This is a genomic window from Neorhizobium galegae, assembly GCF_017877135.1.
Taxonomy (GTDB): domain Bacteria; phylum Pseudomonadota; class Alphaproteobacteria; order Rhizobiales; family Rhizobiaceae; genus Neorhizobium; species Neorhizobium galegae_A.
In genome coordinates, this window is sequence record NZ_JAGIPH010000006.1 from 214,793 (window position 1) to 239,978 (window position 25,186).

Below are 25,186 nucleotides of genomic sequence, written 5' to 3' on the forward strand. Positions count from 1 at the left end.
CTTGCGCTCAATTGCGATCTAGGTGCCGCCGATCTAGACGAAGGAACTGCTCGAATAGACCTTCGTCTAGCAATCTTGGCTAACGCCCGGCCACGAAAAGGCGTAATTCTAGGACCTGTTTCGCAGGCAGGGAGCGGAGGCGGATCGACTTGGAACAGCAGCGAAATTCCGACGCCATCATCGACCTCATCCCGGCCATGGCATGGTCCACAACGTCCGATGGAATGCTCGATTTCGCCAACCAGCACTTTCTGGACTATATCGGCCTTTCCCTCTGCGACATTGCCGGCGAAAACTTCTACCGTCTCTTCCATCCGGACGACGTGGAGTATCTGGGGTGCGAATGGCGGATCATCATGGCCTCCAAGACGGGACGGGAGGTCGACGGCAGGATCAGGCGCGCCGATGGCGAGTATCGCTGGTGCACCCTGCGGCAAAAGCCGCAGATGGATGAGGCGGGCAATGTGCTCAAATGGTACGGGATCGTCCTCGACATCGAAGACCGCAAGCAGGCCGAGCAGGCGCTCAGGAAGACGAAGTCGGCTCTTGCGGCAAGCGAGGAAAATATAAGGCTCATCATCAATTCGCTTCCCGTGCTCGTCTGGTCGGCGCGCCCCGATGGAGCCGCGGATTTCGTCAACCAGAGCTGGCTCGATTATGTCGGCCTGCCTGCCGAGCGGATCCTCGAATGGGGCTTTCTGGACCTGTATCATCCCGACGACATTCCGGAGATGGTCGAGACCTGGAAGCGCGATCTCGAACACTCCGACCATACCCAGCTGAAGGGCCGCATTCGCGGGGCGGATGGACACTATCGCTGGTTCTACTTTTCCGGTCGCAAGCTCACCGACGCCCATGGCGTCGTCCGCTGGTTCGGCTGCAATATCGATATCGAAAACCTGCAGCGGGCCGAAAACCGGCTGCGGGCGAGCGAAGCAGAACTTAGAGACAGCGAGCAGAAACTGAACCTCATCATCAACACGATCCCTGCGATGGCCTGGTCCTGCACCCCCGACGGGCAGCTGGAATACTGGAACAAGAACCTGATCGACTTCGTCGGCCTCAAGATGGAAGACATCGAAGGGTTTGGCTTTTACCGGGTATTTCATCCCGACGACGTCGAGCGAATGCGCGTGACCTGGGAGGAGATCGTCATCACCAAACGGCCGAATCCGGTGGATGCCCGGATCAGACGGCACGATGGCGAATACCGATGGTTCAATCTCCAGCAAAGCCCGCTTCTGGACGCAGACGGCAATGTCGTTCGCTGGTATGGCGTTGTTGTCGATATCGAGGATCGCAAACGCGCCGAGGAATCCCTGCGCCAGAGCCGCAGCCAGCTGGCGCAGGTGACGCGTATGACGACCATCGGCGAGCTTGCGGTCTCCATCGCGCATGAGATCAACCAGCCTCTCATGGCCATCGTGACCAATGCCGGAACATGCCTGCGCTGGCTGAAGGACGGCAATCTCGACCTGGAGCAGGCCCGTCTGGCGGCCGAACGCATCGTGCAGGACGGCCACCGCGCCGGCGACATCGTCTCCAGCATTCGCGCCATGGCCCAGAGATCGCCGCTGCGGATGGAGAGGACCGATGTCAAAAAGGCGCTTCGCGACGTGCTCTTTCTTCTCCAGGCAGAGATGCAGACGCGTGGCGTCCAGGTCGTCACCGACCTGACGCCGGAACCGGTCGAGGTTCTGGGGGATCGCACGCAGCTCCAGCAGGTTCTTCTCAATCTCATCATGAACAGCGCCGAGGCGAGCGGGCATGATGCGCAGGCGATCATCACCGTCCGCTGCGCGTATGGTCCCACCGGCGACATCGAGATCAGCGTATCCGATATGGGGCACGGGATCCCGGCCGAACAGGCCGACCGGGTCTTTGAGCCCTTCTACACGACGAAATCGGATGGAATGGGCATGGGCCTTTCCATCTGCCGCTCCATCGTCGAAGCGCATGGCGGCCGTATCTGGGTTGCGGCCAACCAGCCTTGCGGAACCTCGATCCATTTCACCCTCTCGACCTTGAAGGACATGGCCGTTGATTGATGACAGGAAGAACAGGCGGCCGACGGTGATCGTCATCGATGACGATCAAAGCGTGCGCGAGGCGCTGAAAGGATTGTTCGAATCGGTGGGGTTGAGCGCCGAGACCCATGGCTCGGTCAAAGAGTTCATCGCCGCGGACGATCCGGAAAAGGCCGGATGCATCGTTCTCGACATCCGGCTGCCGGGCCAGAGCGGGCTGGAATTCCAGGAAGTGCTGGCCAGAAGCAACAGCCCAAGGTCCGTCGTGCTGATCAGCGCGCATGTCGATGTTCCGATGGCCGTGCGGGCCATGAAGGCCGGCGCTATTGATGTCCTGAGCAAGCCGGTGCGGGAACAGGACCTTTTGGAAGCCGTCAACCGGGCGATCGCAAGCGATGCGGCGCGCCGGGAGGAACGAACCGCCAAGGGCCTCACCCAATCGCGCTATCTGACGTTGACGGAGCGCGAACGGCAGATCATGGCCCTGGTGATCGCCGGCAAACTGAACAAGCAGATCGCCGCAGAACTTCATCTTGCCGAGCCGACGGTGAAGCTCCACCGCGGCCACATGATGCGAAAGATGAAGGCCACATCGGTTGCCCAGTTGGTCAAGATCGCCGAGGGTCTGCTGTGATCCCCGGGGGCACCCGAGACCCTGCGCCGGGATAAATCCTTGCCCCAACGGGCGATCCGCCGCCGCACCTGACTGCCCTCGCCAGTTAAGCTTCGGTAAAGCGTGGTTTCCTATCGTTCTGGCCAATGACAACTGCCAGCGCTAGAAAGGCCCGATGCAGAGCCCGAACGGACCCGAAATGCAGGAAGAGCAGATGCCCGCGCCGCGCCGGCGCGTCCTCAAGGGGGTTCGGCTGGCCTTCAATGCAGGGCGCAGCACGATGAATGGCCTGCTGCGGGACATTTCGCAGACAGGGGCGCGGGTGAGCGTGGAGAACTCGCTCAACGTGCCCGATACGCTCACCTTGCTGTTTGGCGATGGCACGCGGCGCGAGTGCCGGGTGGCGCGCCGGGAGCTGACGGAACTCGGGCTGCATTTTCTCGACCAGCCCGGTCCTTAAGATTTCTTGTCAGCTGCGGCGCCAGACGGTGCTGTCTGCACGCAGATGCGGCGCGCGCCATGACCGTTCCCGCGCACGTCCGAAAAAATCCCGCGCCATCTTTCTCGGAACAATCCCTCCTGCCCCCTGTTCGATCCACTCCCGAGATCAACAAGGAGCCGCCCCCATGAAAGCACTCACCTGGCATGGAAAACACGATATCCGCTGCGAAAGCGTCGATGATCCCAAGATCCTCGATGGTCGCGATGCCATCATCAAGGTGACGGCCTGCGCCATCTGCGGCTCGGACCTGCATCTGTATGACGGCGTCATGCCCGAGATGCATAAATGCGACGTGATGGGCCATGAAACCATGGGCGAAGTGGTGGAAGTGGGGGCAGACAACAAGGCGCTGAAGGTTGGCGACAGGGTGGTCGTGCCCTTTACCATTTCCTGCGGCGAATGCTTCTTCTGCAAGCGCGGCTTCTTTTCCGGCTGCGAGCGCTCGAACCCGGACCGTGACAAGGTCTCCAAGCTCTGGGGCAATTCGCCGGCAGGCCTGTTCGGCTATTCGCACCTGCTCGGCGGCTATGCCGGCGGCCAGGCGGAGTATCTGCGCGTGCCCTATGCCGATGTCGGGCCGATCAAGGTGCCGGAGGGCCTTTCAGACGAACAGGTTCTGTTTCTCTCCGACATCTTTCCGACCGGCTACATGGCGGCTGACTTCTGCAACATCCAGCCGGGCGACACGATTGCCATCTGGGGCTGCGGGCCGGTCGGACAGATGGCGATCAAATCCGCCTTCATGCTGGGGGCCGAGCGGGTGATTGCCATCGATACCGTGCCGGAACGGCTCACCATGGCGCAGGCCTCCGGCGCCCAGACACTCGATTTCCTCGAAGACGACATCTATGAAGAGATCATGGAGCTCACCGGCGGGCGTGGCGCCGATGCCTGTATCGATGCGGTCGGCACGGAAGCGGATGCATCGGCGAGCTGGGATAGCCGCTGGGACCGCATCAAGGTGGCCGCCTTCATGGGCACGGATCGTCCGCATGTGCTGCGCCAGGCGGTGCATTGCTGCCGCAATTTCGGCACCGTCTCGATCGTCGGCGTCTATGGCGGCTTTGTCGACAAGATGCCGATGGGCTCGGCCATCAACCGCGGCCTCACCTTCCGCATGGCCCAGACGCCGGTGCAGCGCTACCTGCCGGAGCTTATGCAGCGCATCGTGGAAGGCCAGATCGATCCTTCCTTCGTCATCACCCACCGCGGAACGCTGGAAGACGGCCCGGACCTCTACAAGACGTTCCGCGACAAGAAGGACGGCTGCATCAAGGTGGTGCTGAAGCCGTAAGCGCGGATCAGACACCCGCAGCGGTGACATCGAAGACGAAGGCCGCATCCTGCTCACGGGCTCGATCGCAGGCTTCATGCCCGGCAGTTTCCAGGCGGTCTACAATGCCAGCAAGGCCTTCATCAACAGCTTCTCCTTTGCGCTGCGCGAGGAGGTGAAGGACACGGGCGTCACCGTGACCTGCCTGATGCCGGGCCCCACGGATACCGAATTCTTCGACCGCGCCGAACTTGAGGACAAGCGGCTTGGCCAGATGAAGAAGGACGATCCCGCCATGGTTGCCGAACTGGCTACAAGGCAATGCTGGAGGGCGACGGCGATGTGGTGACCGGCTGGAAAAACAAGCTGCAATCCGCCCTTGCCAATGTCACCCCGGCCGCCGCGCTGGCCAAGGCCCATCGCAAGATGGCCGAACCGCAGGAGGAGCCCAAGCCGGCCGGTTGAACGCCTGCCGCTTGCCGCGCAAAACGGATCGCATGTCGGGCAATGGCCCGCCAGGGTCGACAGGTGGGGACGCTACCGGCTGACAGTGAGCCTCACACTGCCGGCATTGTTATCATAGGCCTGCCAGGCATCATTGGCGAAGGCATAGAGATAGCCGCTGCGCGAGGGCGTAAATTGCGCCGCATTGCCGATGAGGAAGACCTCGTGGGTCGGAAAGTCAGGAACCTTCGTGCCGGCCGGCGGCACGTGGACGCCATTTGCCACCAAGCCGATCAAGGCGAACCACGGCATCGCTTCCTGGCGTTTCGTATACCAGAAATCCACCTGTGGGTTGCCGGAGAGGCGGGCAAACAGTGCCTCGCCCTTGCCGATCAGCGAGGAGGCGACATGGGCAATTTCGCCGAGGTGAAACTGGCCGTCCTGCGTGCCGGCCGGTCCGCTTTTCAGGCTGGAATCGAGCCACTGTCCCTGCGCGGAAAAGGTGTAAGGCACCCCGGCTTCGAGATATAGGCCGGTAAAATTCCAGTGCGGCCGGGCGAAAATATCGACGCTTTCGGACTGGCCGGCCACCACCAATCGGGTTTTCCAATAGGGCCCCTGCGACAACGGCGGATCGTCATGACGCGCAAGGGCGGACGTATGCAGGTGCGGATTGCCGGTTTCGAATAGGGGCACATCGCGCGGCCGTGTCTTTAACGACTGGAAGATGCCGGTGGCGGAATCATGCAGGAAGCCCTGCCCTTTCGGGGGCGCAAGTTTGGCGCGAACGGTCGGGCGGAGGCCAAGACCAAGCGGATGCGCCTCATCCATCATCCAAACGAGCGCTCCGTCGCTCAGCTCGCACCGGCCATAACCGCCGCCCACATCCGCATGGACGCCGGGAAACCAGACCTGCTTCACCCGCGGATCATCCTCAACATTCGTCCACAGCGTCGGGGTAAAACTTTGCCGCATCTCGTCAATCGCGAGGGCATGGCGTGCGTTCTGCACCACGGGGCTCAGATCGGTATCGTGGAACCGGAAGTTGTCGGGATTGTCGATGAGGTTAAGAAGGCCCATGTCATCGGGCACGCCCAGCGCACCCACCGTATCCCACACGCCGATGAAGTGGATCCTGATGCTGTGGCGTGTGGAAGAGCCGGTGGCGACGCCATGAAAATGCAACTCATCGCTCGCCACGAGGTCCGGCACTTGGTCGGCAGGTGTGCGATAATGGTCGAAGGTCTCCTTGACGGCGCTCCACAGAGCGGAATCGTCAAGCTCCGATGCTTCGGGATCGATCAGCCCGCAGCGTGAAATCATGCCGCCAAGACTGCGCGCCGTATAGGCGCCGCGGCTGAAGCCAAACAACCAGATGCGGGCCTCCCTCTGGTAATTGCGGCAGAGCCAGGCATAGGCGCTCATGATATTGTGATCGAGCCCCTCGCCAAGGCCGCCGCCGACCACCCGGTTCCACCAGCTTCCATCGGTGCCGACGCCCGGATGATAATAGACCCGCTGCTCTGCGCCGTCCGTGCCTTCTTCGACCAGCGCATTGCGCAGTTTGACGACATTGGTCGGCGCCGGCAGGCCGGCATCCATCTGGTCGGGCGTGTTCCACGTCCCATCACTGAACACACAAAGATGCATTGCCACGCCCCCTGCCTTCATCTTGGTAGAGTGACGGGAAACGAGTGTTGCATCAAGATGATTCTCGTCGCGATATACCCACGGTAGTGTAAGAAATCGTTCTAAATTAGAATTTACAGGCTTTGTCGATTATAAATCCTAATCTCCAAGACATAATTTTGAAGATTGATACCATTGTGCGCAAAAGGGTCTGCGAAAACACCCTTAGACAGAAGTAAATCCGAATATTGACAGTGTATCGGACTTCACTTTAAGCGGGGGGCTGGCGCCGAAAGGCGCCACAGCAACCTGCGCACCTCATCCGGATGAAAGTCTTGACGTTTTCCAGCGGTATTCCCCGGATCATTCACCAGACGTGGAAGACCCGTCAGGTGCCACCGGATATGGGCGATCCGGAAAGCTGGATCACGCACAATCCCGGCTGGGAATACCACTTCTGGACCGACGAAGATCTACTGGCCTTCTTCAAAAAGGAGAGGCCCGATCTTCTTGATCTCTACCTGTCCTATGGGCGGCCCGTTCAGCGGGCAGATCTTGCCCGATACTGCATTCTTCAGCGCTTCGGTGGCCTCTATGCCGATGTCGATACGCGCTGCCTCGCCTCGCTCGAGCCGCTCGCCGGCGATCCGCGCGTGATCCTGTGCGAGGAGCCGGCGCGTCACTGGCAGCCGGCGCTGGTGCGCGGCCTCGACCGGCTGTGGTTCAATGGCACCATGGCAAGCCCGCCGGGGCATCCGTTCTGGTCCGGGGTCATCGACCTTTGCCGCCTGATGGCCGAGCGTCGTCACGGCGATGTTCTGGAAACCACCGGACCCCTGGTTCTGACGGCCGCCGTGCGCGATTATGCCGATCGCGAGGGGCTGGCGCTGAATTCCTGCGGCGTGTTTGCCGATACCGATGTGCACGGCGCGCCCTCAGACAGTGTTCGCTATGGGCCTTACGGGCATCTGACGCTATCGACCCATCTCTGGAAGGGCAGTTGGTACGCGCGCACCCGAAGAACCTGGTGGCGGCGCAAGACGGCGCGTGTGCGCCAGATCTTCGACCGTCTGTCGGGCGGCCCGCGGCTTGCTCCGGGCCGGGTGCTTGGCCAGCTTGACCGGGCGCTTCTTGCGCGCGCGTCGCGCCAGCCTTCCGAGGAAGGTCACGTGCTCGTGCTTGTGCCGATGCTGAAGGCCGGGCCTCAGCTTTCAAGCTTTTGCGAGCGCCTTCTGTCGCTTGGCCATCCGCGCGACAAGCTGCATCTGTGGTTCGGGCATGGCGGCGGTGGAAGGCCGGATGTGCTCGATGACTTCATCGCCCGCCATGGCGGCACATTCGCCTCGGCGGGTGTCGTCAGGATCGCGCGCAAGCGTTTGGGCCCTGGCCGGGGAAAGCGCGGCGCACTTTCAAGGCTTGCCGCGATCCGCAACGAACTTCTCGCCGCAACGCTTAAGGCGCGCCATGACCGTGTGCTCTGGATCGTCACGGAGGCGATGGATTATCCGCCCGATATCGTGGCACAGCTGACGCGATCCGGGGCGCGAATCGCCGTTCCTCATGCGGTGCAAGATCCCGGTGGACAGAGTGCCGATACCGGCAGCTTCCTGATGATCGCCGAGCCGGCGCGCGCGGATTTCTATGGCCATGTGCGCCAAGGATTGCTGCAACCGCCGCACAGCTGGGAATTCCGCCGCCATCTCCACGACCTTCGCTACCTTGATACGGTGCCGCTGCACGGGGTGGGCAGGACGATGCTGCTGGTCGATGCCGATTGCCACCGCGCCGGCCTGCTTTTCCCGGAGCGGCCTTATCGACACCTGATCGATACGGAAGGTTTCGGCTTGCTGGCGCGCGATGCCGGCGTGGTCCCGCTTGGTCTGCCGCAGCTGGAAATCCTCGTGTCCGGGGAGCTTCTGGGCGCGCCGGAAGAGAGTGCGCAAGGCAAGCGCGGTCCCACACACGTCAGTTGGCCCGGAGCGACGCTCGCACCATTTCCGGCCGCCCCTCTCTCTGGCGACAAGGCCCTGCCCATGGCAAATGAAGCCTTATCGCCGCGCTTCACGCGTGTCGCCCGGCGGTCATGATCGTGCCGGCTTCAATGGCACCGCTGGTCAGGCGGGCTTTGCCTGATCCTCGGCGGCCTTGGCGGCTTTTTCCTGCTTGAGCTTGTCGTCCTGGCGTTTCAGTTCGCGCTCCACCGTGTCGCGATCGCCTTCGGAAGGCTGGTCCTGTAGGCGGTGATTTTCTGCGTCCATGGCCGTACTCTCCTTGTGGTGGGCGCCGCGTCGTGGCGACCCTTTGCACGCAACCGGCAGGAGAGGGGAATGTTCCGCGAGCGTCCGCCGCGGGGCGGCGCGGGACGGGCTATGCGGCAAGGGCCAAGGGGGCCGTCAGGCGGTCGCTTCCGGCCTTTAGCCGTCAAAAGACTTCTGGATGCGGCCGCGGCCGACATCGATGACGTGGCGCATGGCGGCAATGGCCTTTTCCGGATCGCGCGAGGCAATCGCATGGGCGATGCGCAAGTGGTTCGTCGCTACCTCGTCGATCATTTCCGGCGACGAGGCCGGCGAGGAGAGGCGGAAGGAAATGGCAAGGGCGGCTTCGATCAGCGCGCTTGCCGAGCGCATGAATGGATTGCCCGAAATGCGCGCGATGGCGAGGTGAAATTCAAGGTCCACCTTGGCGATAGTCTCGGGCGTGTGATTGAGATCATCGAACTTCGCCGCGATGGCATAAAGCGCCACGATATCGTCGCTGGTCGCCCGTTCGGCGGCGGCCGCCGCTGCCGCCGGCTCCAGCGCCATGCGCATTTCGGCCAGATATTCGATGAAAGTGAGATCCATGCCCGCATCGCAGCGCCAGCCGAGCACGTCCGGATCAAAGAAATTCCAGTTGGACCGCGGCAGCACGCGGGTTCCGACCTTGGCCTTCGGCTCGATCAGCCGCTTGGCCGACAGCGTCTTCATCGCCTCGCGCAACACGGTGCGCGAGACGCCGAATCGCAGGGACAGATCGGCATCGCCGGGCAGGATCTCGCCTTCTGCGATGGCGCCCGAAACGATTGCGCTGCCCAGTTCCGCCACCACATGCGCATGGCTGCTGCCGCGCTTCTTGCCGGTGATCGTCGTCTCAAGCAGCCCCACGCAATTCTCCTCTTGCAGCGCCATCGGCCAGGCGCCTGTTTGAATACCAGATGATGGCACGCTGCAAAGCGATGAAGGCAAACAGCAGGATGCCGATCACGATCTTGGTCCACCACGACGACAGCGTGCCGTCGAAGACGATATAGGTCTGGATCAGCCCCTGGATGAGAATGCCGACCAGCGTTCCTGCCACAAGCCCGGTGCCACCGGTCAACAGCGTGCCGCCGATCACAACGGCCGCAATCGCATCGAGCTCGATGCCGACGGTCGCGAGCGAATAGCCCGATGACGTGTAGATCGTGTAGGCAATGCCTGACAAGCCCGACAGAAAGCCGGAAAGGGCATAAATTCCGATAATCGTGCGCCCAACCGGCACGCCCATCAGCGCGGCCGATTGTTCATTGCCGCCAAGGGCATAGACATTGGCCCCGAAGCGGGTGCGGCTAGCGACCAGGGCGCCTATCGCAAACACCAGAAGCATCAGCATGGCCATCGCCGTCAGCCGTCCGCCGCCGGGAAGACGCACCGATACCGTCTGGATGGTTTCAAAGAAGGGGTGCGTAATCGGAACCGACTGCGTGGAGACCAGATAGGCCGCGCCGCGTGCCAGAAACATGCCGGCAAGGGTAACGACGAAGGGCGGAATGGCAAGGTAGCGGATCATCAGCCCCATACCGGCGCCAAACAGTGTCGACAGCACGAGCGACAGCGTAAAGGCGGTCATCGGATGCAGGTCGAAGGAGCCGACCAGAACCGCCACGAACACGCTGGTAAAGGCAATCACGGAGCCGACCGACAGATCGATGCCGCCAGACAGGATGACGAACGTCATGCCGACCGCTGCAATGCCGAGAAAGGCATTGTCGGAGAGCAGGTTCGCCACCACTCGCGTCGAGAGCATGTTGGGAAACTGCAGCGTGCAAAGCGCGTAGGCGATCAGGAAGACGATCAGCGTCGCCAGGAATGGCAGGTTACGGGCGTTTTTCATGAGGTGCGCTCTTGCGTGGAGAAGGTCGTCGGCGCGCGGTCGGTGCGGGTCGTGCCCGCCTTCTCGCCCGCACGCGGCTCAGCGGATGCCTTGCCGATCGGTTGGCCGGCATTGCCCGGCGGGCGCAGGAAGCCGCCGATAAAGCCGAGCGCCGGCGATTGCAGCGTCAGAACGACGATGATGATGCTCGCCTTGATGATGAGGTTGAATTCCGGGGGAAAGCCGGACACGAGAATGCCGGTATTGATCGACTGGATGATCAAGGCACCGATGAGCGAGGCGGTGATGGAAAAGCGCCCGCCGTTCAGCGACGTGCCACCGATGACGACCGCCAGGATCGCATCGAGCTCCAGCCAGAGGCCGGCATTGTTGGCGTCTGCCCCGCGGATATCGGCGGTGATGATCAGGCCGGCAATCGCGGCCATGACGCCGGACACCGCATAGACGAAGATCAGCAGGAAGCGCGCCTGGACGCCGGCGAGCATGGCGGCGCGCCGGTTGATGCCCGTGGCTTCGATGAGAAAGCCAAGCGCCGTGCGGCGCACCAGAAGTCCGACGAGAAGGCCGGTGGCAAGCCAGAGCAGCACCGGCACCGGAATGCCAAACAGCGCGCCCGAGCCGATATCGGCAAAATCATCATTGTTGAAGGTGAGGATGACGCCTTCGGTGATGAGCTGCGCAATGCCTCGCCCGGCCACCATCAGGATAAGGGTCGCAATGATCGGCTGGATATCGAGAAAGGCGACGAGCACGGCGTTCCACAGGCCGCAGACGAGACCGACGGCGGTGACGGCGACAAGCACGGCCACCAGCGGATAACCATCGGCCACAAGGCTTGCGGCAACGGCGCCGCAAATGGCGATAACGGCGCCGATCGAGAGGTCAATGCCGCGTGTCGCAATCACCAGCGTCATGCCGATGGTCAGAAGCGCCACCGGCGCGGCGCGCACCAGAACGTCGATGAGGCTGCCATAGAGACGGCCGTTCTGCACGGTGATGCTGAGGAAACCGGGGGAGATCAGGGTGATCAGCGCAAGGATGGCGAAAAGGGCGGCAAGCTGGGGGCCAAGGCGGCGCAGCTTGCGGGTGAGGGCGGCTGAAATCGGCGTGGTCTGCATCACGCGGCCTCCGTCGTTGCGGGCGCGGCAATGGCGCGCATGATGTTGTCGGCCGTCACCTCGGCGCCTTTCAGTTCGGCCACATGGGCGCGGTCGGAAAGAACGATGACGCGGTGGGCAACGGCGGTCAGTTCTTCCAGTTCAGACGAGATCACCACCAGCGCCATGCCGTCGGCGCAGAGCTTCTCGATCATCTTCAGGATTTCCGCATGCGCACCGATATCGATGCCGCGTGTCGGCTCGTCGAGAATGAGGAGGCGCGGCCCCGTGACCAGCCAGCGGGCAAGGATCGCCTTTTGCTGATTGCCGCCGGACAGGAACTTGATCGGCCGGTCGGGATCCGGCGGGCGGATATCAAGGGAGCGGATGAACTCCTGCGCGAGCGCCCTCTGCGCCTTTGCGGAGATCGGGCGCGCCCAGCCGTCGCGGGCCTGCAGCGCAAGGGCAATGTTTTGGGCAACCGAAAACTCGCCGATAATGCCATCGGTCTTGCGCTCTTCCGGGCAGAAGCCAAAACCGTTCGCAATCGCCGCCTGCGGCGAATTGAGCGCCACCGCGCGTCCGTCGATCTTTGCCTCGCCGCTGTCGGGACGGTCGATGCCGAACATCAGGAAGGCGGTTTCGGTGCGGCCGGAGCCGAGAAGGCCCGCAATACCCACCACTTCACCGGGCTGGATCGAGAGATCGAATGGGGCAATGCTGCCGCGGCGACCGTAATTTTCAAAGCGAATCGGTGCTTCGCCCGCAGCACCCGCGGATGCACGGTCACTCGCATGCTCGCTTTCGATTTCCAGAAGTTCGCGGCCGAGCATCATGGAGATCAGCTCCATGCGCGGCAGGCCGGACAGCGCGCGGGTGCCGACGAGGCGCCCGTTACGCAGCACGGTGGCGCGGTCGGCGACCGCATAAACCTGCGCCAGAAAATGCGTGATGATGACGATGCCGAGCCCTTCTGCCTTCAGCTGACGCAGCACCTGAAACAGCATCTCGACCTCCTGGCCGTCCAGACTTGCCGTCGGCTCGTCGAGAATCAGCACCTTGCCGGAGAGATCGACGGCGCGCGCGATCGCCACGATCTGTCGGATGGCCACCGAATAGCTGGAGAGAAGCGCATTCACGTCGATGTCGAGCCCGTAGCGCGCCAGAAGCGCGCGGGCGCCGGCGGTCATCGCCTTGCGGTCGAGAAGACCGAAGCGGCGCGGCTGGCGGCCGAGATAGAGGTTTTCGGCAACGGTGAGGTTTTCGAGAAGGTTCACCTCCTGATAGACGGTGCCGATGCCGAGCGCCTGGGCGTCGGCCACCGTTTCGGGCAGGATTTCGGTGCCTTCCAGCTGGATGCTGCCGCGGTCACGCCGGTAAACGCCGGTGAGGATCTTGATCAGAGTGGATTTTCCCGCACCGTTTTCGCCGAGAAGCGCGTGGATCTCGCCGCGCTCCAGGGTGAAATCCACCCCGTCAAGGGCTGCGATGCCAAGGAAGCTCTTGCCGATATTGCGGGCTTCGAGAAGGGGGATCTGGCTGGACATGGCTAAGGTTCCGCGACGCTTGCGCTCCGGACGATACGGGCTTCCGGAAGCTTTACGGGGAGAGAGCGGACGGTGGCGCGGGCGGCGTCTCACAACGTCCGGGAGGGGCCAAGGCGCACCGTTTTCGGCGCGGCCATGGCATTGAGCCTGCGGCGCGGCCTGTTCGACCGCGCCGGCTTTCCAAGGCTTAGTAGCCGAGGCCCTTCTTGGCTTCGTAGACCTTCATCGGGTCATCCTTGGCCGTGTAGAGCTTCGATTCGGTCTGGACCCACTTCTTGGGTTCCTTCTTGTCCTTGAGGTAGGCTGCAAGGATGTCGAAGGCGGGACCGGCCATGTTCGGGGTCAGTTCCACGGTGGCATTGGCTTCGCCCGCGGCCATGGCCTTGAAGATATCCGGCACGGCGTCGATGGAGACGACCTTGATGTCGGTGCCCGGCTTCAGGCCGGCTTCCTTGATCGCCTGGATGGCGCCGACGGCCATGTCGTCGTTGTGGGCGTATACGGCACAGATTCCCTTGCCGCCGCCTTCGGCCTTGATGAAGCTTTCCATCACTTCCTTGCCCTTGGTCCGGGTGAAATCACCCGTCTGCGAGCGCACGATCTTGATATTGGCGTGCGAAGCGATGGCTTCTTCAAAGCCCTTCTTGCGGTTGATGGCCGGCGAGGAGCCGGTGGTGCCCTGAAGCTCGACCACCTTGCAGTCCTTGGAGCCGACATCCTTCACCAGCCAGTCGCCGGCAACCTTGCCTTCGTGCACCTGGTCGGAGGTGACGGCGGTGAGATAAAGGCTGTCGGGCGCATCGATCTGACGGTCGAGCAGAATGACCGGGATCTTTTCTTCCTTGGCCTCCTTCAGCACCGCATCCCAGCCGGTGGCGACGACCGGAGCGATCAGGATGGCACTGACACCCTGCGCGATAAAGCCGCGAACGGCCTTGATCTGGTTTTCCTGCTTCTGCTGCGCATCGGCGAATTTCAGCGTGATGCCACGCTTTTCAGCCTCCTGCTTGGTCACGGTCGTCTCAGCGGCACGCCAGCCGGATTCCGAACCGATCTGCGAGAAGCCGACCGTCAGAGATTGCGCCGAAACGCTCGATGCCAAAGAGAGAGTGAAGGCGACGGCGATCGTCGCAAGTACCTGTCTCATCTATATCCTCCCAGAGATGATGCCAGTTATGAACGACGCGAACTGATCATATTATAATACTTTTGAAAAGCGCAATTTTAACGGTAACGCAAAAAAATGTGACACACCCGCCAATTACAACGATTTAATTGGTGCAGCCCGCCTCAAATTATTGCAGTGCATTGTTGTTGTGCGGCGCGGGGAAACCGCAGTTGGCTGCTTGACAACAGGCATTGCGGTTAAATAGTCATATTATTCACACAGCCGCGTCATGGGCGCGGGAGGAGGGCATGGCCACTTGCCATGTCAGGCTTGAAATAGGTGCGTAAGAATATGTTGAGACTTTTGCAGGTCACCGTTGGTGGGCAGTTGCGCGTTGTTGCCTGGGATGGCGAAGGCGAGGCCCGGATCGTCGAAGGCGTGTCCTCGACCTATGAACTGGCCGAAAAGGCCATTGCCGCCGGGCAGACCTTCGAGCAGGCGCTTGCCGGCCTCGAAAAGGGCGCCGTGGTGGATCTGGATGCCGCCGTTGCCGAAAAGCGCCTTGGCCTGCCGATCACCCATGCAGACCCCGCCCATTTGATCGTTGCCGGCACGGGCCTGACCCATCTCGGTTCCGCCTCCGGCCGCGACAAGATGCACAAGGCCGCCCAGTCGGAAGAAAAGCCGACCGATTCGATGCGCATGTTCCTGATGGGCGTCGAAGGCGGCAAGCCGAAGGATGGCGAAACGGGCGTCCAGCCGGAATGGTTCTACAAGGGCGACGGTTCTCAGCTGAAGGCAACCGGCGAGGATCTCGTCTCGCCCGCCTTTGCGCTCGATGGCGGTGAGGAGCCGGAACTTGCCGGCATCTACCTGATCGGCCCCGACGGCACGCCCTTCCGCCTCGGTTTCTGCCTTGCCAACGAATTTTCCGACCACGTGACGGAAAAGGGCAATTATCTCTGGCTTGCCCATTCCAAGCTGCGCGAAGCAGCGCTTGGTCCGGAACTCCTGGTCGGCGACCTGCCGGACCACGTCGAGGGCACCTCGCTGGTGCGCCGTGGCGACGAGGTGATCTTCGAAAAGCCGTTCCTGTCCGGCGAAGCGAACATGTCGCACACGATTGCCAACCTCGAGCATCATAACTTCAAGTATGACCTGTTCCGCCGCCCGGGCGACCTGCATGTGCACTTCTTCGGCACGGCGACGCTGTCCTTCTCCGACGGCATCAAGACCGAGCCCGGCGACCAGTTCGAGATTTCGGCTGCCCCCTTCAAGTTGACGCTTGTCAACCGCCTTGCTGTCGCCGCCGAGGCGCCGGTCAGCATCGCCAAGCTGTAAGGGTCGTGCGCATGTCCTCTATCCGCCTTGCCATTGTCGGCCTTGGAAAGATCGCCCGCGACCAGCATCTCGGTGCCATCGCAGCCACGGACGGCATCGATCTGGTGGCCGTTGCCAGCCGCAATGCCAAGCTTGAGAACATCCACTGTTTTGCCGATATCGATGCGCTTCTGGCGTCCGGCATCGACGTGGATGCGGTTTCGCTCTGCACGCCGCCGCAGGGGCGTTTTGCCCAGGCGCGCGCCGCGCTTCTGGCCGGCAAGCACGTGATGCTGGAAAAGCCGCCGGGCGCCACGATTGCCGAAGTCTTTGCGCTGGATGAACTGGCCAAGAAGCAGGGCGTGACGCTGTATGCCACCTGGCATTCGCGCGAAGCAGCCGCCGTCGAGCCGGCGCGCAAGCTTTTGGCCGAGCGCACGCTGCGCTCTGTGCATGTGGAGTGGAAGGAAGACGTGCGCCACTGGCATCCGGGCCAGGACTGGATCTGGGAGCCGGGCGGGCTCGGCGTCTTCGATCCGGGCATCAATGCCCTGTCGATCGTCACCCGAATCATGCCGGAGCCCTTCCATCTGGAAGCCTCGGACCTCTCCTTCCCGGCAAACCGCGCCGCCCCGATTGCGGCCAATCTCGCCTTCAAGTCGGCAAGCGGCCTTGCGCTGACGGCCGAGTTCGACTGGCGCCAGACCGGCCCGCAGACCTGGGACATCCGCGTGGAGACGCAAGAGGGTCCGGTCGTTCTGACGCACGGCGGCAGCCGGCTGCTCGTCGACGGAGAGGCCCAGATCGTCGAGGAAGATCGCGAGTACCGCAATCTTTACAGGCATTTCGTGGCTCTGGTAAAAACGGGCCAGTCGGATACGGATTTCTCGCCTCTCGTCCATGTGGCCGACGCCTTCATGCTGGGCCGCCGCCATGTGGTGGATGCTTTCGAAGACTGACCGCAAGGCCGGCCGCACCTTTTAACGCCTTTCGCAGAAGAAGAAGATCATGAGCAATTCGGACAACCCGATCGCCACCGCCGTCGCCAAGGCCGGCGAAAACCGCAAGCTTCGCTCGCGCGCCTGGTTCGACAATCCCGACAATGCGGACATGACGGCGCTGTATCTGGAGCGCTACATGAACTTCGGCCTCAGCCAGGCCGAGCTGCAGTCCGATCGCCCGATCATCGGCATTGCCCAGACCGGTTCGGACCTTTCGCCGTGCAACCGCCACCATCTGGAACTCGCCAACCGCCTGCGTGAAGGCATTCGCGAAGCCGGCGGTATCGCCATCGAGTTTCCGGTGCATCCCATCCAGGAAACCGGCAAGCGCCCGACGGCTGGCCTCGACCGTAACCTCGCCTATCTCGGCCTCGTGGAAGTGCTCTACGGCTATCCGCTCGATGGCGTCGTGCTCACCATCGGCTGTGACAAGACGACGCCGGCCTGTCTGATGGCCGCTGCCACCGTCAACATCCCGGCGATCGCGCTGTCGGTCGGCCCGATGCTGAACGGCTGGTTCCGCGGCGAGCGCACCGGCTCCGGTACCATCGTCTGGAAGGCCCGCGAACTGCTGGCGAAGGGCGAGATCGACTATGCCGGCTTCGTCAAGCTGGTTGCCTCGTCTGCGCCGTCCACCGGCTACTGCAACACGATGGGCACCGCCACCACGATGAATTCGCTTGCCGAAGCGCTCGGCATGCAGCTTCCGGGCTCGGCCGCCATTCCGGCCCCCTATCGTGATCGCCAGGAAATTTCCTACCTCACCGGCCTTCGCATCGTCGACATGGTCAAGGAAGACCTGAAGCCGTCCGACATCATGACGAAGGAAGCCTTCATCAACGCCATCCGCGTCAATTCCGCGATCGGCGGCTCCACCAATGCGCCGATCCACCTGAACGGCCTTGCCCGCCATCTGGGCGTCGAGTTGACCGTCGATGACTGGCAGACCTATGGCGAGGAAATCCCGCTTCTCGTCAACCTGCAGCCGGCCGGCGAATATCTCGGCGAAGACTATTACCATGCCGGCGGCGTTCCCGCCGTCGTCAACCAGCTGATGACCAAGGGCCTCATCCATGAGGACGCCATGACGGTGAACGGCAAGACCATCGGCGAGAACTGCCGTGGCGCAATCATCGAGGACGAAAAGGTCATCCGGCCTTACGACCAGCCGCTGAAGGCCCATGCCGGCTTCCGCGTTCTGCGCGGCAACCTCTTCTCCTCGGCCATCATGAAGACGAGCGTGATCTCCAAGGAGTTCCGCGACCGTTACCTCTCGAACCCGAACGATCCGGAAGCCTTCGAGGGCCGTGCCGTGGTGTTCGACGGTCCGGAGGATTACCACCACCGCATCGACGATCCGTCGCTGGAAATCGACGAGAACACGGTTCTCTTCATGCGCGGTGCCGGCCCCATCGGCTATCCGGGTGCGGCCGAAGTCGTCAATATGCGTGCGCCGAACTACCTGCTCAACAAGGGCGTCACCTCGCTTCCCTGCATCGGTGACGGTCGCCAGTCCGGCACGTCCGGCAGCCCGTCGATCCTCAACGCTTCGCCGGAAGCGGCAGCCGGCGGTGGCCTTGCCATCCTGAAGACCGGCGACCGCGTGCGCATCGACGTCGGCCAGGGCAAGGCCGACATCCTCATTTCGCCCGAGGAGCTGGCGGCCCGCCAGGCCGAGCTTCAGGCTTCGGGCGGCTACAAATATCCCAAGCACCAGACGCCGTGGCAGGAAATCCAGCGCGGTATCGTCGGTCAGATGGAAACCGGCGCGGTTCTCGAACCGGCCGTCAAGTATCAGCGGATCGCGCAGACGGAAGGTATTCCGCGCGACAACCACTGAGGACACGCTGTTCCTCGCGAAGATCGGGCAAGCCGCAAGGCATAAGGCCCGGTCTGCGTCGGGCTGACGCTGTTGCAGCAAGGCGGGCATTGCGTCTGACGCGGCCTACCCCTGGCAGTCCCGGATTTGTCCGGCAGACCTGTGGAACGCATTTTCGAAAAACGAGTGGGCGGCGGCACGCGTCGCCCGCGGGGGTCTTGGCGGGCTCGAAGGGAGACCCGCCGTTCAGGAGGAGTAACTTATGAAACTGATGAAGTACCTCACCACGGCTGCCATGTTTGCAGCCATGGCCATCGCGGCTCCGGCCGGCGCTGCCGACAAGGGCACTGTCGGCGTTGCCATGCCGACCAAGTCTTCGGCCCGCTGGATCGCCGACGGCGACAACATGGTCAAGGTTCTGAAGGAACGCGGCTACACCGTCGACCTGCAGTATGCGGAAGACGACATTCCGAACCAGCTCTCCCAGATCGAGAACATGATCACCAAGGGCGCCAAGGTCCTGGTTATCGCTGCCATCGACGGCACCACCCTGTCGGACGTTCTCCAGCAGGCTGCCGACCAGAAGATCAAGGTCATCGCCTATGACCGCCTGATCCGCGACACGCCGAATGTCAGCTACTACGCCACGTTCGACAACTTCCAGGTCGGCGTTCTGCAGGCCACCACGCTCGTCAAGGCTCTCAAGGCCGACACCGAGAAGGGCCCGTTCAACATCGAACTGTTCGGCGGTTCGCCGGACGACAACAACGCCTTCTTCTTCTACAATGGCGCCATGAGCGTTCTGCAGCCGCTCATCGACAAGGGCGTGCTGAAGGTCGGTTCCGGCCAGGTTGGCATGGACAAGGTTTCCACGCTGCGTTGGGACGGTGCAACCGCCCAGGCTCGTATGGACGCCATCCTGTCGGCTTACTACAACGACAAGAAGCTGAACGCTGTTCTGTCGCCCTATGACGGTATCTCCATCGGCATCCTGTCGTCGCTGAAGGGCGTCGGCTACGGTTCCGGCGGCCAGGCCATGCCGTTCGTATCGGGTCAGGACGCCGAAGTGCCGTCCGTCAAGTCGATCATTGCCGGCGAACAGTATTCGACGATCTTCAAGGATACGCGCGAACTGGCCAAGGTCACCGTCGACATGGTTGATGCCGTCATGACCGGCAAGGAGCCGACCGTCAACGACACCAAGACCTACGACAACGGCAAGAAGGTCGTTCCGTCCTACCTGCTGAAGCCGGTTGCCGTCGACAAGACCAACTGGAAGGAAGTCCTGATCGGTTCGGGTTACTACACCGAAGCCCAGATCAAGTAAGTCTGCACCGGTGCGGCGGTGAAAGCCGCCGCACTCTTCCGTTCCCCATCGGAGAAGATGGCATGCTCGATCCCGTCCCTGCGGCCGAACGCACCCCGATTTTGGAAATGCGCGGCATCTCCAAGTCCTTCGGCGCGGTCAAGGCGCTGTCAGACGTCAGTTTTACCGTGCGCGAAGGCGAAATCCACGCGCTGGTCGGCGAAAATGGCGCCGGCAAGTCGACCCTCATGAAGGTGCTGTCCGGCGTTTATCCGCACGGCTCCTACGAAGGCTCCATTCTTTATGATGGCGTGGAACGCAATTTCCGCAATATCAACGATACCGAAGCGCTTGGCATCATCATCATTCACCAGGAGCTTGCGCTCATCCCGCTGATGTCGATTGCCGAGAACATCTTTCTTGCCAATGCGCCGTCGCGTTTCGGCGTCATCGACCGTTCGGCCGTGCATGAGCGCACCAAGGCGCTTCTGGCCAAGGTCGGGCTTTCGCGCGAGGCACCCGATCAGCTGATCACCAATCTAGGCGTCGGCAAGCAGCAGCTGGTGGAAATCGCCAAGGCGCTGTCGAAGGACGTGCGCCTGCTGATCCTCGACGAGCCGACCGCCTCGCTCAACGAAACCGACAGTGCCGCCCTTCTCGAACTCCTCAAGGAGTTCCGCCGCCAGGGCATCACCTCGATCCTCATCAGCCACAAGCTGAACGAAATTTCGGAAGTCGCCGACCGCATCACGGTGCTGCGCGACGGCCGCACCGTCGATACGATGGATTGCCATGCCGGCGTCATCGAGGAAGACGAGATCATCCGCAAGATGGTCGACCGCGATCTGGAAAGCCGCTACCCCAAGCGCGAGCCGAAGATCGGCGAGGTCATCTTCGAGGTGGAGAACTGGTGCGTCGATCATCCCCAGCATGTGGGCCGTCGCGTCGTCAAGAATGTCTCCATGTCGGTGCGCGCCGGTGAAGTGGTGGGCATTTCGGGCCTGATGGGCGCCGGACGCACCGAATTCGCCATGAGTGTCTTCGGCCGCTCCTGGGGCCGCAACATCACCGGCACCGTGCGCATGCACGGCAAGGACGTCGATGTCTCGAACGTCAACCGCGCCATCGACGCGGGCCTTGCCTATGTGACGGAAGACCGCAAGCATCTCGGCCTCATCCTTGCCGAAGACATTCGCAAGAATATCTCGCTTGCCAACCTTCCGGGCGTGTCGCGCCGCAATGTCATCGACGATATTTCCGAGATGAAGGTGGCGCAGGAATTTCGCGCCCGCATGCGCATCCGCAGCCACAATGTCTATCAGGAAACGGGAAAGCTTTCGGGCGGCAACCAGCAGAAGGTTGTCCTGTCGAAATGGCTGTTTACCAATCCGGATCTGCTGATCCTCGACGAGCCGACCCGCGGCATCGATGTCGGCGCCAAGTACGAAATCTATTCCATCATCAACGAACTCGCGGACGCTGGAAAAGCGGTCGTGGTGATCTCCTCCGAAATGCCCGAGCTGATCGGCATCTGCGATCGCATCATGGTCATGCATGAGGGCGAATTCGTCGGCGAAGTGGCCGGCGAAGGCGCCACCCAGGAGAACATCATGCGCGCCATCATGCGCCGCAAGGGGAGAGAAGAATGAGCACGCCCGAAACCACAGCCCCCGCCGTTCGGCAGTCCGCCGCAGCGTTCCTGAAAGATAACCTGCGCGATTACGGCATGCTGCTGTCGCTCGTGGTGATCGTCCTGTTCTTCCAGTTCGCCACCGGCGGCATTCTTCTGAAGCCGCTGAACCTCACGAACATCATCCTGCAGAACAGCTATATCGTCATCATGGCGCTCGGCATGCTGATGATCATCGTCGCCGGCCATATCGACCTGTCGGTCGGCTCGGTCGCCGGCTTCGTCGGCGCGGTCGCGGCGATGATGATGGTGCAGTATAATTTCGACTTCGTCACGGCGAGCATCGTCTGCCTCATCATCGGCGGCGTGATCGGCGCGGTGCAGGGTTATTTCGTTGCCTATTTCAAGATCCCGTCCTTCATCGTGACGCTGGCCGGCATGCTTGTCTTCCGCGGCTTCATGATCGCGGTGCTGAGCGGCCGCTCGATCGGCCCGTTCGACCCGACCTTCCAGAAGCTGTCCTCCGGCTTCATTCCGGAATTCTTCTCCTCGGAAGGCGGCCTCTACATCACCTCGATGATCCTGGGCCTGGCGCTTGCCTTGCTGCTCGTCTGGCAGAACATCCGCAGCCGCGCCCGTCGCCAGTCGCATGGCGTCGAGAGCGAGCCCTTCGGCTTCTTCGTCGGCAAGAACATCCTGGTTCTCGCCGCCATCGGCTACATCGCCTACCTGATCTCGTCGCATCGCGGCATGCCGAACGTACTTATCATCATGGCGCTTCTGGTTGCCGGCTATGGCTTCTTCACCAACCGCACGATCATCGGTCGCCAGATCTATGCCGTCGGCGGCAACATCCGCGCGGCCGAACTGTCGGGCATCAAGACCGCCCGCCTGACCTTCTTCACCTTCGTCAACATGGGCGTTCTGGCAGCGCTCGGCGGCCTCGTGGTTGCCGCACGCCTCAACAGCGCCACGCCGAAGGCCGGCGCCGGCTTCGAGCTGGACGTGATTGCAGCCTGCTTCATCGGCGGCGCCTCGGCCTATGGCGGCGTCGGCAAGGTCACGGGTGCCGTCATCGGCGCCTTCCTGATGGGTGTCATGAACAACGGCATGTCCATTCTCGGCATCGGCATCGATTACCAGCAGGTCATCAAGGGCCTGGTTCTGCTCGGCGCCGTCTGCGTGGACGTCTACAACCAGCGTCGTTGATCCTCCCAAGCATTGCGACCTGATCGAGCCGCGAATTCCGCAAGGAGTTCGCGGCTTCTTTGTTTGACCTCTGGGAACCGACTTCACAAATTTCGTTGATGGAACCGAGCCTTGTCGCCTATGTTGACGACCCGGTGACGAAGGGGAGGCCAGCTATGACGCATTCCAATGCGCCCATTCAGCACATTGAAGCAGGGCAGCCGTCAAAGGCCAGCCGAGCCCAGGCCTCGCCGGCCGTGGCGCTTGGTGCGGTTGCCATGGGCGCACTTGCTATTGGAGCGCTTGCCATCGGGGCGCTTGCCATCGGACGTCTGAGGATCCGTCACGCACGGATCGACAGGCTTTCCGTCGGCACGCTGAACGTGGAAAATCTCAAGATCGTATCAAAGGATCAGTGACTGGCCGGCCGCCGTCGCCCTCTCACCCCATCCGTTCCGAGGCATAGCTTCCCGGGCTTGGCGGAAACACGATGGTGCGGTTGCCGTTGATGAAGGTGCGGTGATGGATATGGGCGTGGACGGCGCGCGCCAGCACCTGCGCTTCCACATCGCGACCCATCGAGACATAGTCCTCCGGGCTTTGCGCATGGGTCACGCGCACCGTGTCCTGTTCGATGATCGGGCCTTCATCGAGGTCTGCCGTCACGTAATGGGCCGTTGCGCCGATCAGCTTTACGCCGCGCTCGTAAGCCTGCTTGTAGGGGTTTGCGCCCTTGAAGCTCGGCAGGAAGGAGTGGTGGATGTTGATGATGCGTCCCGACATCTTCTGGCAGAGCGGGTCCGACAGCACCTGCATATAGCGGGCAAGCACGATCAGTTCCGTGCCCGTCTGCTCCACCACGTCCATCAGCCGGGCTTCCGCTTCCGGCTTGTTTTCCTTGGTCACCTTGATGTGGTGGAAGGGAATGTCGTGGTTGACGATGACCTTCTGGTAATCGAAATGGTTGGAGACGACGCCGACGATATCGATGGGCAGCGCGCCGATCTTCCAGCGATAGAGAAGGTCGTTCAGACAATGGCCGAAGCGCGACACCATCAGCAGCACTTTCATGCGCTCGGCGGCATCGAAAATGTCGGCCTCCATCGAGAATTTCGCGATGATCGGCGCAAGGCCGGATAGAAGCGCCTCACGGCTTTCGCCTTCTTCGGAAATGAACGAGATGCGCATGAAGAATTTTTGCGTGTCGAAATCATCGAACTGCGAGGAATCGACGATATTGCAGCCTTTTTCGGCGAGATAACCGGACAGCGCCGCGACGATGCCGCGCGAGGTGGGGCAGGAAACGGTCAGCACATAGCTCTTCATCGTCATCGTTCTCCGTTTGGGCCTGTTGGGGCCGTCTGTCCTGTGTGGGCGGCGCGAACCGTGGCGTCCGCTGCCCTTCAAAATCTCTGTCTGCCGCAATAGCCAAGATGGGCCAGATATCAAGCCTTGAAGGGCGGAAGACGGTTCCCACCCCTAAACCATGGCGAAGCCCCATGCGCATCGGTTTGCGATACCGGCAGGCGCAAAAGCGAAGGCGGGGAACGGGATCGGGCGCTGCATCACACCGGCAGAACCTCGCCGGCGGCCTGGCGTATGGTCTGGATGAGGATGGACAGCGGCAGCGATGGAGGCGCGTCGGTGCGCAGCGTCAGCCCGACCGGACCCTTCGTCTCGCTGGTATCGATGGGAAGCGCTTCCAGCATGCCGGCTGCGATATCGCCCGCCACCACGCCGCTGGAAATGATCCAGATCGCATCGCTTTCCCGCACGAAGGCGCGGCCAAAGGCATCCGACACGGTTTCCACCTGCGTCGGCAGCGCCGCCACGCCGTTTGCGATGAGGAACTGTTCGACGACCGGCCGGATGATCGAGCCGCGCGTCGGCATCAGCACGGGATAGGCGGCAAGCCCGGCAAAGACCGAGCCGCCGCTGAGCAGCGGATGGCCGGCACGCACCGTAAACAGCACCTGCTCGGAATAGAGGTGCTCGAAGGAAAAGCCGGCCATCTTTTCCGGCGCCGCCAGCCGCCCGACGACGAGATCCAGTTCGCCGACGCGCAATTGTTCCAGCAGGACGGCGTTTTCGCCGGTGACGATCTTGATGCGGCTTGCCGTCCGCTCCTCCAGAAACAGCGTCATGGCGCGCGGCATGATGCGGGTCGAAACCGTCGGCAGTGCGCCTATGCGCACCGGCGGCACATTGTCGAGAAGCTCCTGGGAAACCGAATCCACCCCCTGGCGAAGAGCGGTCAGGGAGGCGGCCGCATGGCGCAGGAACACATCTCCCGGCCGCGTGATGCGGATGCCGCGCCCGTCGCGCTCGAACAGCGCCACCCCCAGCAATTCCTCGAGTTCCCGGATGGTTTTCGTCACCGCCGGCTGGCTGATGTTGAGGCTGTCTGCCGCCTTAACCACGCTTTTCAGCCGGGCGACTTCCACGAACGTATGCAGATGGCGATACTTGACGCGCGATCCGATCAATTCATAACTCACAGGTTAGGGTTAGGGGGTATAAATGTCATTTTACCTAACCATTTGTCGGA

At 62.1% G+C, this 25,186-nt stretch carries 21 protein-coding genes and 1 pseudogene; 13 read left to right on the plus strand and 9 right to left on the minus strand.

What is annotated here, in order from left to right:
* Positions 1-149 precede the first annotated feature (149 nt).
* The 5 genes and pseudogenes from J2858_RS18065 to J2858_RS18085 form a co-directional block, all read left to right on the plus strand.
* On the plus strand, positions 150-2,048 hold the full coding sequence (locus J2858_RS18065; protein WP_210106227.1) for a PAS domain-containing sensor histidine kinase: 1,899 nt from the start codon (positions 150-152) through the stop codon (positions 2,046-2,048).
* Positions 2,041-2,661, plus strand: coding sequence for a response regulator transcription factor (locus tag J2858_RS18070; protein WP_210106228.1), 621 nt, complete (start codon positions 2,041-2,043; stop codon positions 2,659-2,661). The genes J2858_RS18065 and J2858_RS18070 overlap by 8 nt, the downstream gene beginning before the upstream one ends.
* Before the next feature lie 193 nt (positions 2,662-2,854).
* Positions 2,855-3,100, plus strand: coding sequence for a PilZ domain-containing protein (locus J2858_RS18075; RefSeq protein WP_210106229.1), 246 nt, complete (start codon positions 2,855-2,857; stop codon positions 3,098-3,100).
* A 166-nt stretch (positions 3,101-3,266) separates the two neighbouring features.
* Positions 3,267-4,436: a zinc-dependent alcohol dehydrogenase gene (locus tag J2858_RS18080; protein ID WP_210106230.1), complete on the plus strand. Its 1,170-nt coding sequence runs from the start codon at positions 3,267-3,269 to the stop codon at positions 4,434-4,436.
* 37 nt (positions 4,437-4,473) lie between these two features.
* A pseudogene (locus J2858_RS18085) lies at positions 4,474-4,880 on the plus strand (SDR family NAD(P)-dependent oxidoreductase); the annotation flags it as partial.
* Between the two features lie 72 nt (positions 4,881-4,952).
* On the opposite strand, the gene J2858_RS18090 reads toward J2858_RS18085, so the two are convergent.
* On the minus strand, positions 4,953-6,509 hold the full coding sequence (locus tag J2858_RS18090; protein WP_210106344.1) for a DUF2235 domain-containing protein: 1,557 nt from the start codon (positions 6,507-6,509) through the stop codon (positions 4,953-4,955).
* A gap of 314 nt (positions 6,510-6,823) precedes the next feature.
* On the opposite strand from J2858_RS18090, the gene J2858_RS18095 reads away from it, so the two are divergent.
* Positions 6,824-8,575 (plus strand): glycosyltransferase, encoded by a 1,752-nt coding sequence (locus J2858_RS18095; RefSeq protein ID WP_210106231.1) that lies wholly within the window; start codon positions 6,824-6,826, stop codon positions 8,573-8,575.
* Between the two features lie 27 nt (positions 8,576-8,602).
* Here J2858_RS18095 and J2858_RS18100 read toward each other — a convergent pair whose 3' ends face one another.
* From J2858_RS18100 to ytfQ, 6 genes are all read right to left on the minus strand, one after another.
* A complete protein-coding gene (locus J2858_RS18100; protein WP_210106232.1) occupies positions 8,603-8,746 on the minus strand; it encodes a hypothetical protein in 144 nt (47 codons plus the stop codon).
* Positions 8,747-8,902: 156 nt separating this feature from the next.
* A complete protein-coding gene (locus tag J2858_RS18105; RefSeq protein ID WP_210106233.1) occupies positions 8,903-9,634 on the minus strand; it encodes a FadR/GntR family transcriptional regulator in 732 nt (243 codons plus the stop codon).
* A complete protein-coding gene (gene yjfF, locus J2858_RS18110; RefSeq protein ID WP_210106234.1) occupies positions 9,621-10,622 on the minus strand; it encodes a galactofuranose ABC transporter, permease protein YjfF in 1,002 nt (333 codons plus the stop codon). Before yjfF ends, J2858_RS18105 begins: the two co-directional genes overlap by 14 nt.
* Positions 10,619-11,740, minus strand: a complete 1,122-nt coding sequence (locus J2858_RS18115) for an ABC transporter permease (protein ID WP_210106235.1) — start codon at positions 11,738-11,740, stop codon at positions 10,619-10,621. Before J2858_RS18115 ends, yjfF begins: the two co-directional genes overlap by 4 nt.
* On the minus strand, positions 11,740-13,266 hold the full coding sequence (locus J2858_RS18120) for a sugar ABC transporter ATP-binding protein (protein WP_210106236.1): 1,527 nt from the start codon (positions 13,264-13,266) through the stop codon (positions 11,740-11,742). The genes J2858_RS18115 and J2858_RS18120 overlap by 1 nt, the downstream gene beginning before the upstream one ends.
* Before the next feature lie 187 nt (positions 13,267-13,453).
* Positions 13,454-14,413 (minus strand): galactofuranose ABC transporter, galactofuranose-binding protein YtfQ, encoded by a 960-nt coding sequence (ytfQ, locus tag J2858_RS18125; protein WP_210106237.1) that lies wholly within the window; start codon positions 14,411-14,413, stop codon positions 13,454-13,456.
* A gap of 312 nt (positions 14,414-14,725) precedes the next feature.
* Here ytfQ and araD1 point away from each other — a divergent pair, with 312 nt between their 5' ends.
* The 7 genes from araD1 (at position 14,726) to J2858_RS18160 (ending at position 23,057) form a co-directional block, all read left to right on the plus strand.
* Positions 14,726-15,715, plus strand: coding sequence for an AraD1 family protein (gene araD1 / locus J2858_RS18130; RefSeq protein WP_210106238.1), 990 nt, complete (start codon positions 14,726-14,728; stop codon positions 15,713-15,715).
* An 11-nt stretch (positions 15,716-15,726) separates the two neighbouring features.
* Positions 15,727-16,653 (plus strand): Gfo/Idh/MocA family protein, encoded by a 927-nt coding sequence (locus J2858_RS18135; protein ID WP_210106239.1) that lies wholly within the window; start codon positions 15,727-15,729, stop codon positions 16,651-16,653.
* 49 nt (positions 16,654-16,702) lie between these two features.
* On the plus strand, positions 16,703-18,535 hold the full coding sequence (locus J2858_RS18140; protein WP_210106240.1) for an IlvD/Edd family dehydratase: 1,833 nt from the start codon (positions 16,703-16,705) through the stop codon (positions 18,533-18,535).
* 250 nt (positions 18,536-18,785) lie between these two features.
* Positions 18,786-19,841, plus strand: coding sequence for a multiple monosaccharide ABC transporter substrate-binding protein (gene chvE, locus J2858_RS18145; RefSeq protein WP_377298185.1), 1,056 nt, complete (start codon positions 18,786-18,788; stop codon positions 19,839-19,841).
* A 62-nt stretch (positions 19,842-19,903) separates the two neighbouring features.
* Positions 19,904-21,469 carry a multiple monosaccharide ABC transporter ATP-binding protein gene (mmsA, locus tag J2858_RS18150; RefSeq protein WP_210106242.1) on the plus strand — a complete coding sequence of 522 codons (1,566 nt, stop codon included), beginning with the start codon at positions 19,904-19,906 and terminating at the stop codon, positions 21,467-21,469.
* Positions 21,466-22,659: a multiple monosaccharide ABC transporter permease gene (mmsB, locus tag J2858_RS18155; protein ID WP_210106243.1), complete on the plus strand. Its 1,194-nt coding sequence runs from the start codon at positions 21,466-21,468 to the stop codon at positions 22,657-22,659. Before mmsA ends, mmsB begins: the two co-directional genes overlap by 4 nt.
* 155 nt (positions 22,660-22,814) lie before the next feature.
* Positions 22,815-23,057: a hypothetical protein gene (locus J2858_RS18160; protein ID WP_210106244.1), complete on the plus strand. Its 243-nt coding sequence runs from the start codon at positions 22,815-22,817 to the stop codon at positions 23,055-23,057.
* 22 nt (positions 23,058-23,079) lie between these two features.
* On the opposite strand, the gene purU is transcribed toward J2858_RS18160, so the two are convergent.
* Both purU and pcaQ read right to left on the minus strand, forming a co-directional pair.
* Complete coding sequence (gene purU / locus J2858_RS18165) at positions 23,080-23,964, minus strand: formyltetrahydrofolate deformylase (protein ID WP_210106345.1); 885 nt, start codon at positions 23,962-23,964, stop codon at positions 23,080-23,082.
* A gap of 239 nt (positions 23,965-24,203) precedes the next feature.
* Positions 24,204-25,124, minus strand: coding sequence for a pca operon transcription factor PcaQ (pcaQ, locus tag J2858_RS18170; RefSeq protein WP_210106245.1), 921 nt, complete (start codon positions 25,122-25,124; stop codon positions 24,204-24,206).
* Positions 25,125-25,186 lie beyond the last annotated feature (62 nt).

Coding starts and splice junctions, on each gene's coding strand:
- J2858_RS18075 (WP_210106229.1), top strand. CDS start 2,855: ATGCCCGCGCCGCGCCGGCGCGTCCTCAAGGGGGTTCGGCTGGCCTTC.
- J2858_RS18080 (WP_210106230.1), top strand. CDS start 3,267: ATGAAAGCACTCACCTGGCATGGAAAACACGATATCCGCTGCGAAAGC.
- J2858_RS18090 (WP_210106344.1), bottom strand. CDS start 6,509: ATGCATCTTTGTGTGTTCAGTGATGGGACGTGGAACACGCCCGACCAG.
- J2858_RS18100 (WP_210106232.1), bottom strand. CDS start 8,746: ATGGACGCAGAAAATCACCGCCTACAGGACCAGCCTTCCGAAGGCGAT.
- yjfF (WP_210106234.1), bottom strand. CDS start 10,622: ATGAAAAACGCCCGTAACCTGCCATTCCTGGCGACGCTGATCGTCTTC.
- J2858_RS18115 (WP_210106235.1), bottom strand. CDS start 11,740: ATGCAGACCACGCCGATTTCAGCCGCCCTCACCCGCAAGCTGCGCCGC.
- J2858_RS18120 (WP_210106236.1), bottom strand. CDS start 13,266: ATGTCCAGCCAGATCCCCCTTCTCGAAGCCCGCAATATCGGCAAGAGC.
- ytfQ (WP_210106237.1), bottom strand. CDS start 14,413: ATGAGACAGGTACTTGCGACGATCGCCGTCGCCTTCACTCTCTCTTTG.
- araD1 (WP_210106238.1), top strand. CDS start 14,726: ATGTTGAGACTTTTGCAGGTCACCGTTGGTGGGCAGTTGCGCGTTGTT.
- J2858_RS18135 (WP_210106239.1), top strand. CDS start 15,727: ATGTCCTCTATCCGCCTTGCCATTGTCGGCCTTGGAAAGATCGCCCGC.
- J2858_RS18140 (WP_210106240.1), top strand. CDS start 16,703: ATGAGCAATTCGGACAACCCGATCGCCACCGCCGTCGCCAAGGCCGGC.
- chvE (WP_377298185.1), top strand. CDS start 18,786: ATGAAGTACCTCACCACGGCTGCCATGTTTGCAGCCATGGCCATCGCG.
- mmsA (WP_210106242.1), top strand. CDS start 19,904: ATGCTCGATCCCGTCCCTGCGGCCGAACGCACCCCGATTTTGGAAATG.
- mmsB (WP_210106243.1), top strand. CDS start 21,466: ATGAGCACGCCCGAAACCACAGCCCCCGCCGTTCGGCAGTCCGCCGCA.
- J2858_RS18160 (WP_210106244.1), top strand. CDS start 22,815: ATGACGCATTCCAATGCGCCCATTCAGCACATTGAAGCAGGGCAGCCG.
- purU (WP_210106345.1), bottom strand. CDS start 23,964: ATGAAGAGCTATGTGCTGACCGTTTCCTGCCCCACCTCGCGCGGCATC.